The following is a 15,950-nucleotide window of genomic DNA, read 5'->3' as shown; positions in this document are numbered from 1 at the left end:
CCCGAATGGCGGCAGGCCCTCCCCCGACTTTCGTGGGGGCGGAGTGGGGGCGGAGCCGAATCGGCTGGGCAGGCGATCGTCGGGTCGACCGTACGCGTATAGGGTCGCCCCGTGGTGAAGATCGCGCCTTATGGAACCTGGACCTCCCCCATCGGCTCGGCCGAGGCGGCTGCCGCCGGCGGCGGCCTCCAGTGGGTCGACCTGCACGACGGACGGGTGTGGTGGGCGGAGAGCCGTCCCGCCGAGGGCGGCCGCACCGCCCTGCTGCGGGAGGGGCCCGACGGGCAGCCCGAGCAGGTGCTGTCCGCGCCGTGGAACGTCCGCAACCGCGTGCACGAGTACGGCGGCCGGCCGTGGGTGGTGATCGGCACTCCCGACGGTGACCGGTTGGCGTTCACCAACTGGGACGACCAGCGCGTGTACCTGGTCGACGCGGACGACGCGGCGGCGACACCGCAGCCGATCAGTCCGGACCCGCTGCGCCGGCAGGGATTCCGCTACGCGGACCTGACCGCGAGCCCGGACGGCACCGAGGTGTGGTGCGTGCGCGAGGCCGCGACGGGCGAGGCCCGCACGGACATCCGCCGCGACCTGGTCGCGCTGCCGGTGTCGGGTGCGGCGGCCACCGACGAGGCCGAGGTGCGGGTGCTCGGCGCGAGCCACCACTTCATGACCGGACCGAAGGCCAGCCCCGACGGCCGGCACGTCGCCTGGCTGGGCTGGGACCACCCGGCGATGCCGTGGGACGGCACCGAGCTGTGTGTCGCGGCCGTGGCCGAGGACGGGTCGCTCGGCGAGCACCGGGTGCTGGCTGGCGGTCCGACCGAGGCGGTCTGCCAGTTCGAGTGGGAGACCGCCGAGACCCTGTTGGCGTTGACCGACCCGGACGGCTGGTGGAACCTGCACCGCGTCGGCCTGGACGGTTCGGTGCGCAACCTCGCGCCGTGCGAGCGGGAGATCGGCGGCCCGATGTGGCGGCTGGGTAACCGGTGGTTCGCCGCGCTTGGCGACGGCCGGTTCGCAGTGGTCGCCGACACGAGGCTGGCCGTGCTGGACGAGCGCAGCGGCACGGTGACCGACGTGGACACCGACCTGCCGGTGTGGTTCGGCAATCTGGTCGCGGCCGACGGCGTGGTCGTCAACGGCGCGGCCGGGGCGACCTCGGAGGCCGCAGTGGTGCGGCTGGACCTGTCCAACGGCGAGCTGACGGCCGTCACGGGGCAGCCGGACGAGCTGCCCGACGCCAGCTACCTGCCGGTGCCCACGGAGCGGGTGTTCACCGGCCCCGACGGGCAGACGGTGCCCGCCTATGTCTACCCCCCGACCAGTCCCGACTTCGCTGGGCCCGATGGCGAACTGCCGCCGTACGTGGTGCACGTGCACGGCGGCCCGACCGGTCGGTCGGTGCCGGTGCTCGATGTGGAGCTGGCGTTCTTCACCAGCAGGGGCATCGGTGTGGTGTCGGTGAACTACGGCGGCTCCACCGGCTACGGCAGGGAGTTCCGGGAGCGGCTTCGCGAGCAGTGGGGCGTCGTCGACGTCCGGGACTGCGCCGCGGTGGCCGAGGCGCTCGCGGCCGAGGGCGTCGCGGACGGCCAGCGGCTGGCGATCCGGGGCGGCAGCGCGGGCGGTTGGACCGCCGCGGCGTCGATGACGTCGGTGTCGACCTACCGGTGCGGCAACGTGATGTACCCAATCCTGGACCTGGCCGGCTGGACCGGTGACGGCGGCGAGACGCACGACTTCGAGTCGCGGTACGTGGAGGGCCTCGTCGGGCCGTGGCCTGCGGCGGCCGACCGGTACAAGGAGCGGTCGCCGAGCAGCAAGGTCGACAAGTTGGTCGGGCCGGTGTTGTTGTTGCAGGGCCTCGAGGACGAGATCTGCCCGCCCGACCAGGCCGACCGGTTCGTGGCGGCCCTGGACGGTTCTGGGGTCAAGCACGCGTACCTGACGTTCGAGGGTGAGCAGCACGGGTTCCGCAGGGCGGAGACGATCAAGGCCGCGCTGGAAGCCGAGTTGTCCTTCTACGGTCAGGTGTTGGGCTTCGAGGCGCCGGGGGTTCCCGTGCTGGAGCTGCGCGAGTGAGTTCGCCGTCGCGGCGTCGCCCCGCCAGGTTGCGGCGGGGCGACCGCGTGGTGGTGGTCGCGCCTGCCGGGCCGGTGCCGGAGGCGCAGTTGGCCGCCGGGGTGGCGGTGCTGCGGTCGTGGGGGCTGCTGGTGGAGGTCGCCCCGCACGTGCTCGACGCGCATCCGACGCTGCCGTACTTGGCGGGCGCCGATGCGGACCGGGCCGGGGATCTGGTGCGGGCGTACTGCGATCCCGAGGTGGCCGCGGTGCTGTGCGCGCGGGGTGGCTACGGCTGCCTGCGGATCCTTGATCTGGTGGACTGGCCGGCGTTGGCGCGGGCGCGGCCCACGGTGTTCGCCGGGTCGAGCGATGTGACGGCGTTGCACGACTGGTTCGGCGCGCAGGTCGGCGTGGCGACGGTGTTCGCGCCGATGGTCGCCACGCCGGGGTTCGTGGACGATGTGCCTGCGCAGCAGCACTTTCGGCGCGCGCTGTTCGAGCCGGAGTCGGTGCGGGTGCTCGGCGCGGCCGGGGCGAGGACGCTGGTTCCCGGGCTCGCGCGCGGTGTCACGGTCGGCGGCAACGCGAGTCTGGTGGTGTCCGCGCTGGGTGCGCCGGACGCGCCGGCGCCGCCGGACGGCGCGATCGTGTTGTTGGAGGACGTGACCGAGGATCCCTACCGGCTGGACCGGATCGTGACGCAGCTGCTGCGCGCGGGGTGGTTCGACGGGGTGGCCGGCATCGCGTTCGGGTCGTTCACCTCGTGCGGACGGCCCGAGGAGGTGGTCGCGGTGTTGCTGGACCTGTTGGCCGGGTTGGATGTGCCGATGGTGTGGGACCTGGGATTCGGGCACTGCGCTGGGCAGCTGACCGTGCCGTTGGGGGTGCCGGCGGAGCTGGACGCGGACGCGGGCACGCTGACCGTCCTGGAGTCCGCGCTGCGCTGACCGCCCTAGACGGCGCGGTTAGCTCGGTGTCTCCGGCTCGTCCTCGTCGGGGTCGGGCTGCCGCACGGTCGCCCAGCCCTGGTGGTCGCCGAGCCGGAGCCTGTCGGTGTCGGTCTCCACGAGGAACGCGCCGAGCTGCTGGCTGGGCGGGGCGGTGCGGAGGTCGGCGAACGTCCGCACCAGCGCGCCGCGAAGCTCCCACTCCCCGCCGAACTCCGCGCCGAGCAACGACAGGCCGCCGTCGAGGACGGCGTTGCGCAGCTCGGTGCGGCCGTGGAAGGTGGCATCGGTGAACAGCGCCGGCCCCGTCACCCGGACGCCGGACAGGCGGGTGATGCCGTACAGCCGCGCCCGTCGGGCGGTGAGCGCGCCCAGCTGCCGTCCGGTGAGGTCGAGGTACTCCAGGGTCGCCGCCGACAGGTCCAGGTCGTAGAGCGTCGGCGAGGTGTCGTCGCGGCTGGGCAGCAGCCCGGCGATCAGCCGCTGCGCGGTCTGCCGGACCTCCTGCTCAAGGTCGGCCGCGGCGAGCGCCTCCGCTTCCTGCGGGGTGCCCGACGCGCGTGCGGCCCGGTGGGGATTGTCGGCCCTGGTCTTGTAGCTGGGGTGGTGGAAGGGCCTGCGCAGGTAGGAGCACAGCACGTCGAGCACGGTCTGGGTGTAGGTCGGCCGGCTGCGGGCGAGCCCGGCGAGCGCGTGCAACGCGCCGACCCGCACCTGGTCGGCGGCGTGGCCGAGCAGCTCGATCGCCTTGGCGAACCGTTCGTCGGAGACCCGGTCCCGGTCGAGTTGCGCCCGCTGCTGCTCGATCTCCTGGCGGGCCTCCTCGGTCTTCCTGCGCCGGTCGTTGATCCACAGCGCGTACAGCGCGAGGATCGCGCCGCCGGCAAGGCCGCCGGTCTTGAGCGCGTCGGCCTTGGCGACACCGGGATCGGCCAGCAGCCAGCTGGTCACCAGCAGCAGCGCCGCGCTGGAGCCGGCCAGGCTCGCCGGCAGCAGCAGCCACCGGTGCCGCACGACGCCGACCGACCCGAGCCCCACGGCCGCGGCGCCGAGCACGGCACCTGGCACCACCAACCACACGACCCCCATGGCGGAGAGTCTGCCCTAGCTGAGTACGGGAAGATCACCCCGACCGGGCCTACCGCCGGGGACTGGCGAGACGTCTCGCTGGCAGCGCGACTGATCGAACGCTGACGCGCCTCTGACCGGCACGACGGACCCTGGCGGTATGCCGAACTACCTGCCCATCGTCGAGCGCGTCCTGGACGAGCCGGATGCCGCCGCGGGCTGGCGGGTCGACCTGCGCGAACCCTGGTACCTGGTGACCCCGCCCGACCACGAGCCGCGCCGGCAGGGCTGGAAGCTGCACCTGTCCGCGACACCCGGATCCGCGCCGTCCGTGCTGGAGCGCGCGGCCAGGGTGCTGCTGCGGCACGACTGCGCGTTCAAGTTCGCCAGCACGCCGGCGGTGACCGCCAGGCTGGTGTCGGCGCGGATGGATCGCGCGCGGTCGGGGAAGTTCCTCACCGCCTACCCCGCCGACGACGACCGGCTGCGCGCGCTCGCCAAGGACCTGCACGAGGCCACTCTCGGGCTGCCGGGGCCGGCGATCCTGTCCGACCGCCGCTACCACCGGGGCAGTCTCGTGCACTACCGCTACGGCTGCTTCCACGCGCCGCTGGAGCTGACCGACGAGGGCAGCTACGAGATGCGGCTGCGCGACCCCGACGGCGCCTCGGTCCGCGACGACCGGCTCCCCTGGTTCGCTCCCCCGCCCTGGGCCGTCGACCCGTTCCCCGCCACGGACACGCCGACACGGCGGCGCGGCGACCCGGTGCGGCTGGCCGACCGCTACGTGGTGAGCGAGGCGATCCGGCACAGCAACCGGGGCGGCGTGTACCGCGCCAGGGACGAACGCACCGGCCACGACGTGCTGATCAAGGAGGCCCGCCCGCACGTCGGCGCCGACCTCGACGGGCGCGACGCGCGGGACTGGCTGCGGCACGAGGCCGACATGCTGGACCTGTTGGCGCCGCACGTGATCACGCCGCAACGGCTCGACCTGTTCTCGGCTGGCGGCCACCTGTTCCTGGTCGAGGAGTTCGTCGACGGCACGAACCTCCAGGACTGGCACCGCGAACATGACGGGCAGCCGTCGCCGGAGAGCGCCTGGCAACTCGCCGGGGCGCTGAGCTCGGTGCTGGACCGGGTGCACGCGGTGGGGCTGGTGCTGCGAGACCTCAAGCCGAGCAACGTGATCATGCGGTCCGACGGCACTCCCCTGCTGATCGACCTCGAGGCCGCCACGCGCCCCGGCACGCGGACCGCCGTGGTCGGCACGGCCGGGTTCGTGGCCCCGGAGTACCTGCGCTCCGGCGCGGATCACGCGCCGGAGCCGTCGGCCGACTGCTTCAGCCTCGGCGCGACCCTCCTGCACGCCACCACCGGCATTCACCCCGTGCTGGTGCCGGACACGGTGCCGGGCCGGTGGATCGGCGAGCGCCTCGCGGCGCTGGCGCACGCCGCCGCGCCGGGCAGCGCGGCGCTGGCCGCGCTGTTGCCGCTTGTGCTCGGCCTGACCGCCGACGAGCCGGACCGGTGGACCCTGGCGCACACCAGGCGTTTCCTGCGGACTGGCGGGCCACGGGTGGCGCCGGTGTCGGCTGGGCCTGAGCTGCCGGACGTCGACGTCGACCTGTTGGTGCGGGACGGGTTGGCGCACCTGGCCGACACCATGGACCCGTCCGGCGAGTACCTGTGGCCCCAGCCGAGCTCGCTGCCGCACGGCGACCCGTGCAATGTGCAGACCGGCGCGGCCGGCGTCGTGGCGCTGCTGCGGCGCGCGGTCGGGCACGGCCTGGAGTCAGCGCGGCCCGCGCTGCGGTCGGCCGTGCGGTGGATGCGGTGGCGGCTGCCGCAGGAGCGCAGGGTGTTGCCGGGCCTGCACTTCGGGCGGTCGGGCGCCGTGTGGGCGCTGCACGACGCGGCGGTGGCGCTCGGCGACTCCGCGACGGCCGACTGGGCGGCGGCGTCGGCGCTGGAGATTCCCGTGGCGTGGCCCAATCTCGACGTCTGCCACGGGGTTGCGGGCGCCGGCCTGACGCAGCTGCGGTTCTGGCACGCGACCGGCGACGAGCGGTTCGCGGCGCGCGCGGCGGCCGCGGCGGACACGGTGCTGCGGCAGGTGCGCCTTGCCCGGTCCGGGGTGGACTGGTTGGCGGACGGCGGATTCCGCGACGACCTCGCCGGGCTGGGCAGCTACGGGTTCGCGCACGGCGTCGCGGGGGTCGGCGCGTTCCTGCTGGCCGCGGGCCGTGATCTCGGCCGGCCGGACCTCGTCGAGGTCGCGGTCGGCGGCGGGCACGCGCTGTGCGCGGTGGCGCGGACGCGCGGCGACGCCGCGTGGTGGCCCAAGGGTCCGGGGCGGGCCGAGCGTCCCGGGCTGGACTTCTGGTGCAACGGCGCGTCGGGGGTCGGCACGTTCCTGGTGCGGCTGTGGCGGGAGACCGGCGACGCGACGTTCCTCGACCACGCGCGGCGGGCCGCCCGCGCGGCGTACCTGGACCGGTGGCGGCTCGGCCCGGGGATCTGCCACGGCGTGGCCGGCAACGCCGAGTTGCTGCTCGACCTGGCGCAGGCGACCGGCGAGGACGGTTATCGGCGGCAGGCCGCCGAGCTGGCGACCTGCCTGTTCACCCGCGCGGTGCGGGTGCGCGGCCGGTTGCTGGTGCCCGACGACACGCTGCGGGAGGTCTGCCCGAGCTACCAGGTGGGGTTCGCCGGGGTGTTGGACTTCCTGCTGCGCCTGCGGCACGGCGGCGACCGCGCGTGGCTGGTCGACCGCCGTTTCCCACTCGCTGCGTAGGGAGGTGAAACGCTATGGAGGACCAGGTGCTCGAACTTCAGGAACTGCCCGAGCGCGACGAGCGCGTGCTGGAGCCGACGATGTGCTGCGACACCGGGCACGACAGCTTCCAGCCGACCGACGTCGGCTGCCTCGGCGGTCGCGTGGAGTGCTGACCCGAGCCGAATCCTGTTGGGGTGGTTGACCATCCGCCCCAACAGGACCGGCGGTGGAGATCACGGCAGCAGGACGATTTTGCCGCGGGTGTGGCGCTGTTCGAGCTCCTTGTAGGCGGCCTGCACCTCGGCCAGCGGGTAGGTCGCCGCGATCGGGATCTCCAGGCGTCCCGCGTCGATCAGGTCGGCGAGTTCGGCCAGCACCTCGACAATCCCGGCGAGGTCGCGGCCCTGCCCCGAGGGGAAGATCACCGGGTACGCCTCGGTCATGACGCCTGCGCGGATCGCGGACTCCAGCGGGTTGACGCCGGCGGCCTTGACCCGGACCAGCACCTGACCCGCGCCGGACACGCCGCAGCCCGGCACGCCCAACGTCGACTACCTTGAGCTGCTGCGCGTGGTCGGCAGCGAGCAGTTCGCCTGAGAAAGGGGGCAGCCGTGCGCACCATCGGTCTGATCGGCGGGATGAGCTGGGAGTCGTCCGCGCTGTACTACCGGCTGGTCAACGAGGGCGTGCGGGATCGCCTCGGCGGCCTGCACTCGGCGCGGTGCGTGCTGTGGTCGGTGGACTTCGCCGAGGTCGAACGGCAGCAGGCGGAGGGCCGGTGGGCGGACGCCGCGAAGCTCCTCGCCGAGGCGGCGCGCCGGTTGGTGGCCGCTGGCGCGGACCTGGTGTTGATCTGCACCAACACCATGCACCTGGTGGCCGACGACGTGAAGGCGGCGGTCGAGGTGCCCGTGCTGCACATCGGCGACGTCACCGCCGAGGCGGTGCGGCGGGCCGGCCTGAGCCGAGTGGGGCTGCTGGGCACAGCCTTCACGATGGAGCGGCCGTTCCTGGTGGAGCGGCTGGCCGCGCAGGGGGTGACGGCCGTGGTGCCGGGGCCCGCGGATCGCGCCGAGGTGCACAGGGTGATCTACGAGGAGCTGTGTCTCGGCGTGATCCGCGACGAGAGCAGGCGTCGCTACGCGGAGGTCATCGCGCGGCTGGTGGCCCAGGGCTGCGAGGGAATCGTGTTGGGGTGCACGGAGATCGAGCTGTTGGTCACCGAGGCCAACAGCCCGGTGCCGGTGTTCCCGACCACGGCCCTGCACGCCGAGGCCGCCGTGCGCGCCGCCCTCGCCTGACCAGCCGGCCCCGCGCGTCGCGTCAGAGTTCGTTGAACGGGCCCGCGTAGGCGAACAGCCCGCGCACGGACGGGTCGTGGGCGTGCAGGGTGCGGACCTGGAAGTGCGGCTGCCACTCGGGCACGGGCGGGGTGACGCCGTGGGTGTCGCTGAGCTGGAAGCCGAACCGCCCGTAGTAGTTCGGGTCGCCGAGCAGGGCGACCAGCGGCTCGCCCATGGCGTCGGCGGCGCCGAGCACGGTGTGCACCAGGGCCTTGCCGACGCCGCCGCGCTGCCGGTCCGGGCGCACGCTGAGCGGGCCGAGGCCGAGCACCGGCGTGTCCCCCACCGTGGCCCTGGTGCACAGCACGTGCCCGACGATCTCGCCTTCGTCGTCGACGGCCACCAACGACAGCGCCGGAATCCACCCGTCGTCGCCGCGCAGCGCCCTGAGCAGCCCGACCTCGATCGTCTCGTCCCGGCCCGGCTCCGCCCTCGGCCGGAACGCCGCCTCGGTCACGGCGTGCACGGCGTCGATGTCGGCCGGGGTCTCGCGTCGAATGATCAGCACCGGCACATGGTGGGGCCGCCATGGTGGGGACGCAACGCGGTTTTCCCCGGCTGGTGCGGCCGGGGTCACGGCAGGCGGAAGTGCCCGAGGTTCTCGCGGAGGAAGTCCTCCAGCGTGCGCGGCGGCCTGCCGAGCAGGCGCGCGACGGTGTCCGTCGGCTCCTCGAGGTGGTCCACCGCCAGCTGCTGGATCTCGACCAGGTGGGCGGCGAGCCAGCCGGGCATGCCCGCGTGCTCGACCAGGTCGCGGCGCAGCTGGTCGGGCGGGAGGTCGACGTAGCGGATGCGCCGGTCGAGGAGGGTGCTGAGCAGGTCGGCGAGTTCGGGATAGCTGACGGCGCGGCTCCCGGTCAGGGTGTAGGCGCCCCCGGCGACCTCCGGCCGGGTCAACGCGGCGGCGGCGACGTCGCCGATGTCGCGGCAGTCGATGTAGTTGCAGGCGGCGTCCCGCATGGCGCCGTGGATGACGCCCCGCGCCGCGACCGCGGGCGCGAGGTGCACCAGCTTCTGCATGAACGCGTACGGCCGCAGCTCGGTGTGTGTGACGCCGGACCCGCGCAGCACCTCCTCGATGGCGTGGTGCCAGCGGGCGATGGCGACCGGCGAGTCGGGTGCCGGGTTGGGGGCGGAGAGCTTGACGATGTGTTCGACGCCGGCCTCGACGGCGATCCTGATCGCGCGGGTCTCGATGTCCACCTGCGCCGGGCTGTTGACCATGGTCAGGAACAGTTGGCTCGCGCCGGTGAAGGCCGCGCGCAGCGAGTCCGGCTCGGTCGCGTCGGCACGTCGAGCCTCGGTCTGGTCGCCGAAGCGGGCGCGGATCCGGTCCGGGTCGCGGCTCAGCGCCCGGCTCGGCACGCCCAGCGCCACGAGTCGGTCCAGCAGCGCGCCGCCGGTCGGTCCGGTCGCTCCCATGATGACGATCATGCGTTGGCCTTTCTGGTGTCTGAGGTGCCTGAGGTGTGTGGCGTGGCGGTCGCGCGCTGTACGCCGCGCCAGCGCCAGGTGACGATCGCGCCGGCGATGGCCGCCGACAGCGGCAGGTCCAGCCGGAGGCGCTCGGGCACCGGCCACTGCCGCACTCCGGTCCATTCCGCCGCGCCGGTGACGACGAGCCAGCCGGCGAGCCCGCCGAGCAGCGCCGTTCCGGCGCTGACGAGGACGACCGCGAGGACTCGCGGCATCGATCGGAGCAACGCGCGTCGGCGGCCGCGCCGGGTCAGCCAGGCGCCGAGCAGGGCGGCCACGACGGCGGAGGTGCCGCCGATGGAGGTGATCGCCGCCAGCTGGAGCTCCGGCTGCCGGGCGGCCAGGCCGCCGAGGCCGGCCATCAGCGCTGGCGCGACATAGGCGGCCGCCACTTCTCGCCAGAGGACGAATCGCGCCGGGGCGGCGCGCTGTCTGTCTCGTGTTCTTCGCATGGCACCTTCTGCGTGTCGATTGCGGAAATACATAATTAGGCGGCTAACTACATGGGCAGACGAATCCGCTTCTCCGGTTGACAGAAAAGCGGTTCGACGCCTACTCGGCCAGGGCTGAGGTGCCTCGGACGATGCGGCCGAGCAGGTCAAGGAAGGTCGCGCGCTCGTCGGCGCTCAGCTCGCCGACCATCGCCTCCAGCCGGCCGAAGTGTTCCGGCGCCAGCTCGCGCAGCGTCGTCGCGCCTCGGGCGGTCAGCACGACCGCGGCGGACCTGCCGTCCTCCGCCGAAGGTCGCCGGATGACCAGGCCGTCCCGCTCCAGCCCGTCGACCAGGCCCGTCACCGTGGCGCGGGAGACGCCGAGGCTGGCGGCGAGCCGGGACGGCGACTTCTCCCCTGCGCTGTCCTCCAGGTCGGCCAGCAGGCGGTAGCGCCCGGTGGACAGCCCGAACCTGGCGAAGTGCACTTCGGCCGCCTGGCCGAGCATGACCCCTGCCGCGACCAGGCGCACCGCCACGAGCACGGACTGCGGGTCGGCGTCCAGGCCGTAGTGCCGGATCTGCTGTGCCACCTGATTGAGGGTCGGGGCGCCCTTGTCGATGTCGTCGGCCACGTAGATAGTATGGCGGCTAACTAGTGCGTCGTCAAGGCCGATCGGAAACGGTCGCGGCCTGTCGGTTGAGCGCACCGGCGCGCGCCGCGGCCAGCGTCGCGCGCGCGGCCCGGTCGGCGGTGGCCTCATCCACCGGCTCGGCGGCGACGTGCAGCCGGAAGTGGATCGGCGCGATCAGCATGCGGAGCAGGTCGGTCGGGTCGGTCTCGGCCGGCAGTTCGCCGCGCTCGATCGCCCGCCGCACCACGGGTTCGGCGCGGCGGTAGCGGTCCTGGATGAAGCGCCGCTGGACCTCGGCGATCTCCGGCACGCGGACGGCGTCGGACTGGATGACCGCGTGCACCGCCCGCCCGGCCGGGCTGGTCAGCCAGCGCACCAGCGAGCGGGCGAGCTCCCGCAGGTCGTCCTCCACGGTGCCGGAGTCGGGTATCTGGATCGACCCGCCGACCAGGTCCGTGAGCGCGTCAACGACGACCGCCTGCCGGTCCGTCCAGCGCCGGTAGACGGTGGTCTTGTGCACCCCGGCGCGCTGCGCGACCTGGTCCACGGTGAGTGCGGCGTAACCGCGGTCGATCAGCTCGGCGAGCGTCGCGGCGAGCACGGCGACGCGCACCTTCTCGCCTCGGCCGACCGGCCCCGCACGCCCTGAATCCCGCTCCAATGCAACTCCCAGTTGCGTTATCTCGTCGCTCACTGACACGATGACCATAACGCAACTCGGAGTTGCGATGGTGCGGGCGGACCGAAGGAGACTCTCCATGTACCTGGTCACCGGGGCGACCGGCAACGTCGGACGACACCTCGTGGACAGCCTGCTCGACGCGGGCGCCGCCGTCCGCGCCGGCACCCGCGACCCCGCCACGGCCCGGTTCCCGGCCGGCGTCGACGTGGTGCGCACCGGCGCGGAACCCCTCGACGGCGTCACGGCGCTGTTCCTCAACCACAGCGCCGTCCCGGACGGCCCCGAGGACCTGTTCGGCCGGGCCAGGGCGCACGGCGTCCGGCGCGTCGTGCTGCTGTCCTCGAACTCGGTCCTGCACGAGGACCCCGCCAACGTCATCGGCGCGCTGCACCAGCACCTCGAGCGGGCCGTGCGGGACTCCGGGCTGGAGTGGACGCTGCTGCGGCCGGGCGCGTTCAACACCAACACCCTCCAGTGGGCCGGGCAGCTCCGCGCGGAGGGAGTCGTGCGCGCCGCGCACGGCCGGGCCAGGAGCGCGACGATCGACGAGCGCGACATCGCCGCCGTCGCCGCGCACGCGCTGCTGTCCGATGGGCTGGTCGGCGCGAGCCCGACGCTCTCCGGGCCCGAGCTGCTGACCCCGGTCGACCAGGTGCGGCTGATCGGCGAGGCGATCGGTCGGCCGCTGCGGTTCGAGGAGCTGTCCGTGGACGAGGCCCGCGCCGCGATGCTCGCCGAGCACTACCCGCCCGCCATCGCCGACGGGCTGCTGCACTACTTCGGCCGGGCCGTCGACCATCCGGACGAGGTGTCCCCCGCCGTGGAGGACATCACCGGCGTGCCGCCGCGCGCCTTCGCCGACTGGGCCGAGGAGCACGCCGCCGCGTTCCGGTAGACCGCGTGGCCGGGTGGGCCGCGCCGAATCCACCCGGCCACACTCACACGTCGCGACGATGGATCAGCACGATGGCCGCGCCCAACGGCAGGGCCAGATAGGCCACCAGCACGGCGAGCGCCCCCGGCGGCGGCAGGATCCCCGTGTACGGGATGCCGGCGTAGCCCGACTCGGCCAGCTGGCCGGGCAGCGCCGGCAGCAGCAGGGAGTAAACCCTGTCGCTCCACGGTTTCGGCAGGTTGATCGCGATCATCGGCAGCACGTACACCAGCGCGACCACGACCGAGCTGACGCCGAGCGCCGACCGCGCCACCGCCGCGACACCGAGGCCAACCACGGCGAACACCAACACCGACAACGCCGAGGCGAACAGCATCGGCAGCCGGTCCGACAGCGGCGCCCCGTAGCCGGCGACGGGACGGTCGCCCAGGATCAGCTTGCCGGCGAAGAAGGTCCCGAACAGCGCCGCCAGGCCGACGACGAGCGCGACGGCCGCGACGACCGCCGCCTTCGCGGCAAGCAGGGCGCGCCGCTGCGGCACCGCCACGAGGCTGGCGCGGATCATGCCGGTGCCGTACTCGGAGGTGACCGCGAGGACGCCGAGCACGGCCATGCAGAGCTGGACGGGCAGCGACACCACCAGATCCAGCTCGGCCACCCGCAGGTGCCCGCGCTGGTCGGGCGGCAGGCCGTCCCACAGGTTCGCCACGTGCCAGGCCAGCGCCGCGACGGCGAGCACGGCCGCGGCGACCACGCCGAGGATCACGCGGGTCGCCCGCAGCGACCGGAGCTTGAGCCACTCCCCCGCCAGGATCGCGGTCATGGCCGACAACCGCCCGATGCCGGGGCGTTCCGCCGCCGTCGGCGCGCTCATCGCCGGCCCCGCTCGGCTGGCGCGACGGCGCGGTGCGCCACGCTTTCGGCCGTAAGCGACAGGTACGCCTCCTCCAGGGAGCCGCGCCGGGTCAGCTCGGTGACGGTGGTGTCCGCGATCAGCCTGCCCCGGCCGACGACCACGAGCCGGTCGGCGGTCAGCGCCACCTCGCTCATCAGGTGACTGGACAGCAACACCGTGCGTCCCTCGGCCGCCAGCGACCGCATCAGCTCGCGGATCCAGCGCACGCCCTCGGGATCCAGCCCGTTGACCGGCTCGTCGAACACCAGCACCCCGGGATCGCCGAGCAGCGCCGCCGCGATGCCGAGGCGCTGCCGCATGCCAAGGGAGAAACCGGCGACGCGGTCGCGGGCGACATCGGCGAGCCCCACCTGGTCGAGCACGGCCGTCACCCGCGCCTGCCCGATGCCGTTGCCGCGCGCGAGGCAGGCCAGGTGCGTGGCGGCCCGCCGCCCACCGTGCACGTGGTTCGCGTCGAGCAGCGCGCCGACCTCGTGCAGGGGACGCCGGACGGTGCGGTAGTCGCGGCCGTTGATCAGCGCGTCGCCGCCGGTCGGGGTGGCGAGGCCGAGCAGCACCCGCATGGTGGTGGACTTGCCGGAGCCGTTCGGGCCGAGGAAACCGGTCACCTGCCCCGGCCGCACCGTGAAGGTCAGGTCGTCGACGGCGGTGACCCGCCCATAGCGTTTGGTGAGTCCTAGTACTTCGATCACCCTGACAACGTTGCCGCGCAACGGGTTCGCGCGCATCGGAGCCGCGGCGGAGTTCCGCGTGGGCAACCAGGACCTGAGGCCGACAGCCCACGGGCAGAGGTGCGCGATGATCGCAACGGATACCGTCGGTGGGTGCGTGACAGCGACGCGGCCGCCGGCCGCCGGGTGGCCCGGCCGATGAGTCGGGACCGGCTGGTCGCCGTCGACGCGGTGATCGCGGCGGGCTACACGGCGGTGCTCGTCGCGGTCACCGTCGCCGCGCGCGGCGCGGCCATGCCGGTGTGGGCGCAGTGCCTGCTGGTGGCCGGGGTCGGGCTCCCCTGTGCCGCGCGGCGGATGTGGCCGGTGCCGGTGTTCGGGGTGGTCGCGGCGATGTCGCTGCTGTCGTTGGCGGTCGGCGTGCTGCGGGATCCGTTCGCCATGGCGGCCTTCGCGCTGTATCCGGTCGCGTTGGCCGAACCGCGCCGCTGGTGGGTGCCGACACCGGTGATCGGCGCGCTCGCTGCCCTGGCGCTGATCTCGGGCACGCCGACCTGGCACGCGGACGGCCTCGCGCTCGCGCTGCGCGGCGCGGTCCTGCTCGGCGGAGCCTGGACGATCGGCCGGGCCGTGCGGGACCGGCGCGCCTACGTCGCGAGGTTCGCCGCCCAGCTCGCCGACCGGGCCGTGCTCGGGGAACGCCTGCGCATCGCGCGGGAGCTGCACGACGTGGTGACGCACAGCATCGGGTTGATCGCGGTCAAGGCCGGCGTCGCCAACCACGTGGCGCGGTCCCGTCCCGAGGAGGCGCACGACGCGCTGCGCGTCATCGAGGACACCAGCCGGGGCGCGCTCACCGAGCTGCGCCACCTCCTCGGCGTGCTGCGGCCGGACGAGCCGGCCGACGCCGACCCGCCGGAGGGCGAGTTCGACCCGGTGCCGGGGCTCGCCGGCCTGCCGGCGCTGGCCGAGCGCGCCGCGATGGCCGGGGTGCGGGTCGACCTGGACGTGCGTGGGACGACCGAGCTGCCGGAGGGGGTCGGGGTGTCGGTGTACCGGATCGTGCAGGAGGCGCTGACGAACGTGGTGAAGCACGCCGCGCCCGCGCGGGCCGCCGTGACGGTCGAGGCGGACGGCCGGGAGGTGCGCGTGGTGGTCGCGGACGACGGTCCCGGCCTGCGTGCCGGGCAGGGCCGGTCCGGGCACGGGCTGGTCGGCATGTGGGAGCGGACGATGGCCTACGGCGGGGAGTTCGGCGCCGGCACGCGGCGGGAGGGCGGCTTCGCCGTGTCGGCCCGCCTGCCCTACCAGGAACGGGACGACCGGTGACCGAGCCGGTCCGGGTGCTCGTGGCCGACGACCAGGCGCTGTTGCGCGGCAGCTTTCGGGTCCTGGTGGACACCGCGCCGGGCCTGACCGTGGTCGGCGAGGCGGCGACCGGCGCGGAGGCCGTCGAGCTGACGCGCGCGGAACGCCCCGACGTCGTGCTGATGGATGTGCGGATGCCGGAGCTGGACGGCATCGAGGCCACGGCCCGGATCTGTGCGGACCCCGAGACGAGCGGTACCCGCGTCCTGATCCTCACCATGTTCGACCTGGACCGTTACGTGTACGCGGCGCTGCGCGCCGGAGCCAGCGGGTTCCTGCTCAAGGACACCCGGCCGGCCAACCTGTTGGCCGCCATCCACGTGGTGGCCGCGGGCGAGGGCCTGTTCGCGCCGACCGTGACGCGGCGCCTGGTCGCGGAGTACACGCGGCAGCCGGAGGCGGCGCGGCCGAGGGCCGCGCGGCTGGCCGGGGTCACCGAGCGGGAGCTGGAGGTGCTCGGCCTGATCGCGCGCGGGCTGTCCAACGGCGAGATCGCCGCGCACCTGCACCTCGGCGCCGGCACGGTCAAGAGTCACGTGAGCCACCTGCTGGCCAAGCTGCACGCCCGCGACCGCGCGCAACTGGTGATCGCGGCCTACGACGCCGGCGTGGTCGTCCCCGCCGCCGACTGACCGGCCGTCGACACAGGCGCGGTCAGCGGCCGAGGTCCCGC

At 74.0% G+C, this 15,950-nt stretch carries 16 protein-coding genes and 1 pseudogene; 8 read left to right on the top strand and 9 right to left on the bottom strand.

Annotation, left to right across the window (positions count from 1 at the left end; translation table 11 throughout):
- Positions 1 to 111: 111 nt before the first annotated feature.
- Complete coding sequence (locus F0L68_RS03795; protein WP_149847988.1) at positions 112 to 2,085, top strand: S9 family peptidase; 1,974 nt, start codon at positions 112 to 114, stop codon at positions 2,083 to 2,085.
- Positions 2,082 to 3,014 (top strand): S66 peptidase family protein, encoded by a 933-nt coding sequence (locus F0L68_RS03790; protein ID WP_149847987.1) that lies wholly within the window; start codon positions 2,082 to 2,084, stop codon positions 3,012 to 3,014. Before F0L68_RS03795 ends, F0L68_RS03790 begins: the two co-directional genes overlap by 4 nt.
- 18 nt (positions 3,015 to 3,032) lie before the next feature.
- On the opposite strand, the gene F0L68_RS03785 is transcribed toward F0L68_RS03790, so the two are convergent.
- The gene (locus F0L68_RS03785) at positions 3,033 to 4,103 is read right to left on the bottom strand and encodes a pentapeptide repeat-containing protein (RefSeq protein WP_149847986.1); all 1,071 of its coding nucleotides are present in this window, start codon (positions 4,101 to 4,103) and stop codon (positions 3,033 to 3,035) included.
- 139 nt (positions 4,104 to 4,242) lie between these two features.
- On the opposite strand from F0L68_RS03785, the gene lanL reads away from it, so the two are divergent.
- Both lanL and F0L68_RS42125 read left to right on the top strand, forming a co-directional pair.
- Positions 4,243 to 6,879: a class IV lanthionine synthetase LanL gene (gene lanL, locus F0L68_RS03780; protein WP_149847985.1), complete on the top strand. Its 2,637-nt coding sequence runs from the start codon at positions 4,243 to 4,245 to the stop codon at positions 6,877 to 6,879.
- A 14-nt stretch (positions 6,880 to 6,893) separates the two neighbouring features.
- The gene (locus F0L68_RS42125) at positions 6,894 to 7,034 is read left to right on the top strand and encodes a hypothetical protein (protein ID WP_188316370.1); all 141 of its coding nucleotides are present in this window, start codon (positions 6,894 to 6,896) and stop codon (positions 7,032 to 7,034) included.
- Positions 7,035 to 7,094: 60 nt separating this feature from the next.
- Here F0L68_RS42125 and F0L68_RS03775 read toward each other — a convergent pair whose 3' ends face one another.
- On the bottom strand, positions 7,095 to 7,400 hold the full coding sequence (locus F0L68_RS03775; RefSeq protein ID WP_223198487.1) for a zinc-binding dehydrogenase: 306 nt from the start codon (positions 7,398 to 7,400) through the stop codon (positions 7,095 to 7,097).
- 72 nt (positions 7,401 to 7,472) lie between these two features.
- Between F0L68_RS03775 and F0L68_RS03770 the strand changes: the two genes are divergently transcribed.
- Positions 7,473 to 8,162: an aspartate/glutamate racemase family protein gene (locus tag F0L68_RS03770; RefSeq protein WP_149847984.1), complete on the top strand. Its 690-nt coding sequence runs from the start codon at positions 7,473 to 7,475 to the stop codon at positions 8,160 to 8,162.
- A 22-nt stretch (positions 8,163 to 8,184) separates the two neighbouring features.
- Here F0L68_RS03770 and F0L68_RS03765 read toward each other — a convergent pair whose 3' ends face one another.
- From F0L68_RS03765 to F0L68_RS03745, 5 genes are all read right to left on the bottom strand, one after another.
- The gene (locus tag F0L68_RS03765; protein WP_306463140.1) at positions 8,185 to 8,712 is read right to left on the bottom strand and encodes a GNAT family N-acetyltransferase; all 528 of its coding nucleotides are present in this window, start codon (positions 8,710 to 8,712) and stop codon (positions 8,185 to 8,187) included.
- Positions 8,713 to 8,777: 65 nt separating this feature from the next.
- Positions 8,778 to 9,626, bottom strand: coding sequence for an SDR family oxidoreductase (locus F0L68_RS03760; protein ID WP_223198467.1), 849 nt, complete (start codon positions 9,624 to 9,626; stop codon positions 8,778 to 8,780).
- A gap of 8 nt (positions 9,627 to 9,634) precedes the next feature.
- On the bottom strand, positions 9,635 to 10,132 hold the full coding sequence (locus F0L68_RS03755) for a hypothetical protein (protein WP_149847982.1): 498 nt from the start codon (positions 10,130 to 10,132) through the stop codon (positions 9,635 to 9,637).
- Positions 10,133 to 10,232: 100 nt separating this feature from the next.
- On the bottom strand, positions 10,233 to 10,745 hold the full coding sequence (locus F0L68_RS03750) for a MarR family winged helix-turn-helix transcriptional regulator (protein ID WP_223198466.1): 513 nt from the start codon (positions 10,743 to 10,745) through the stop codon (positions 10,233 to 10,235).
- A 31-nt stretch (positions 10,746 to 10,776) separates the two neighbouring features.
- Positions 10,777 to 11,406: a TetR/AcrR family transcriptional regulator gene (locus tag F0L68_RS03745; RefSeq protein ID WP_223198465.1), complete on the bottom strand. Its 630-nt coding sequence runs from the start codon at positions 11,404 to 11,406 to the stop codon at positions 10,777 to 10,779.
- Positions 11,407 to 11,503: 97 nt separating this feature from the next.
- Between F0L68_RS03745 and F0L68_RS03740 the strand changes: the two genes are divergently transcribed.
- Positions 11,504 to 12,322: an NAD(P)H-binding protein gene (locus F0L68_RS03740; RefSeq protein WP_149847980.1), complete on the top strand. Its 819-nt coding sequence runs from the start codon at positions 11,504 to 11,506 to the stop codon at positions 12,320 to 12,322.
- A 43-nt stretch (positions 12,323 to 12,365) separates the two neighbouring features.
- Here F0L68_RS03740 and F0L68_RS03735 read toward each other — a convergent pair whose 3' ends face one another.
- Together F0L68_RS03735 and F0L68_RS03730 are read right to left on the bottom strand one after the other, a co-directional pair.
- Positions 12,366 to 13,196, bottom strand: coding sequence for an ABC transporter permease (locus F0L68_RS03735; RefSeq protein ID WP_223198464.1), 831 nt, complete (start codon positions 13,194 to 13,196; stop codon positions 12,366 to 12,368).
- An 11-nt stretch (positions 13,197 to 13,207) separates the two neighbouring features.
- Positions 13,208 to 13,930 (bottom strand): annotated as a pseudogene (locus F0L68_RS03730) (ABC transporter ATP-binding protein); the annotation flags it as partial.
- A gap of 132 nt (positions 13,931 to 14,062) precedes the next feature.
- Between F0L68_RS03730 and F0L68_RS03725 the strand changes: the two are divergent.
- Together F0L68_RS03725 and F0L68_RS03720 are read left to right on the top strand one after the other, a co-directional pair.
- On the top strand, positions 14,063 to 15,238 hold the full coding sequence (locus tag F0L68_RS03725) for a sensor histidine kinase (protein WP_223198463.1): 1,176 nt from the start codon (positions 14,063 to 14,065) through the stop codon (positions 15,236 to 15,238).
- Entirely contained in the window at positions 15,235 to 15,909 is a 675-nt protein-coding gene (locus tag F0L68_RS03720) for a response regulator (RefSeq protein WP_149847978.1), read from the top strand. Before F0L68_RS03725 ends, F0L68_RS03720 begins: the two co-directional genes overlap by 4 nt.
- Positions 15,910 to 15,950: the final 41 nt, after the last annotated feature.

Origin of the sequence: Solihabitans fulvus (assembly GCF_008386585.1) — a bacterium.
GTDB classification, from domain to species: domain Bacteria; phylum Actinomycetota; class Actinomycetes; order Mycobacteriales; family Pseudonocardiaceae; genus Solihabitans; species Solihabitans fulvus.
The sequence above is the reverse complement of the archived record's forward strand: the minus strand, read 5'-3'. Positions and strand labels throughout refer to the sequence as shown.

Coding starts and splice junctions, on each gene's coding strand:
- F0L68_RS03755 (WP_149847982.1), bottom strand. CDS start 10,132: ATGCGAAGAACACGAGACAGACAGCGCGCCGCCCCGGCGCGATTCGTC.
- F0L68_RS03760 (WP_223198467.1), bottom strand. CDS start 9,626: ATGGGAGCGACCGGACCGACCGGCGGCGCGCTGCTGGACCGACTCGTG.
- F0L68_RS03735 (WP_223198464.1), bottom strand. CDS start 13,196: ATGAGCGCGCCGACGGCGGCGGAACGCCCCGGCATCGGGCGGTTGTCG.
- F0L68_RS03740 (WP_149847980.1), top strand. CDS start 11,504: ATGTACCTGGTCACCGGGGCGACCGGCAACGTCGGACGACACCTCGTG.
- F0L68_RS42125 (WP_188316370.1), top strand. CDS start 6,894: ATGGAGGACCAGGTGCTCGAACTTCAGGAACTGCCCGAGCGCGACGAG.
- lanL (WP_149847985.1), top strand. CDS start 4,243: ATGCCGAACTACCTGCCCATCGTCGAGCGCGTCCTGGACGAGCCGGAT.
- F0L68_RS03785 (WP_149847986.1), bottom strand. CDS start 4,103: ATGGGGGTCGTGTGGTTGGTGGTGCCAGGTGCCGTGCTCGGCGCCGCG.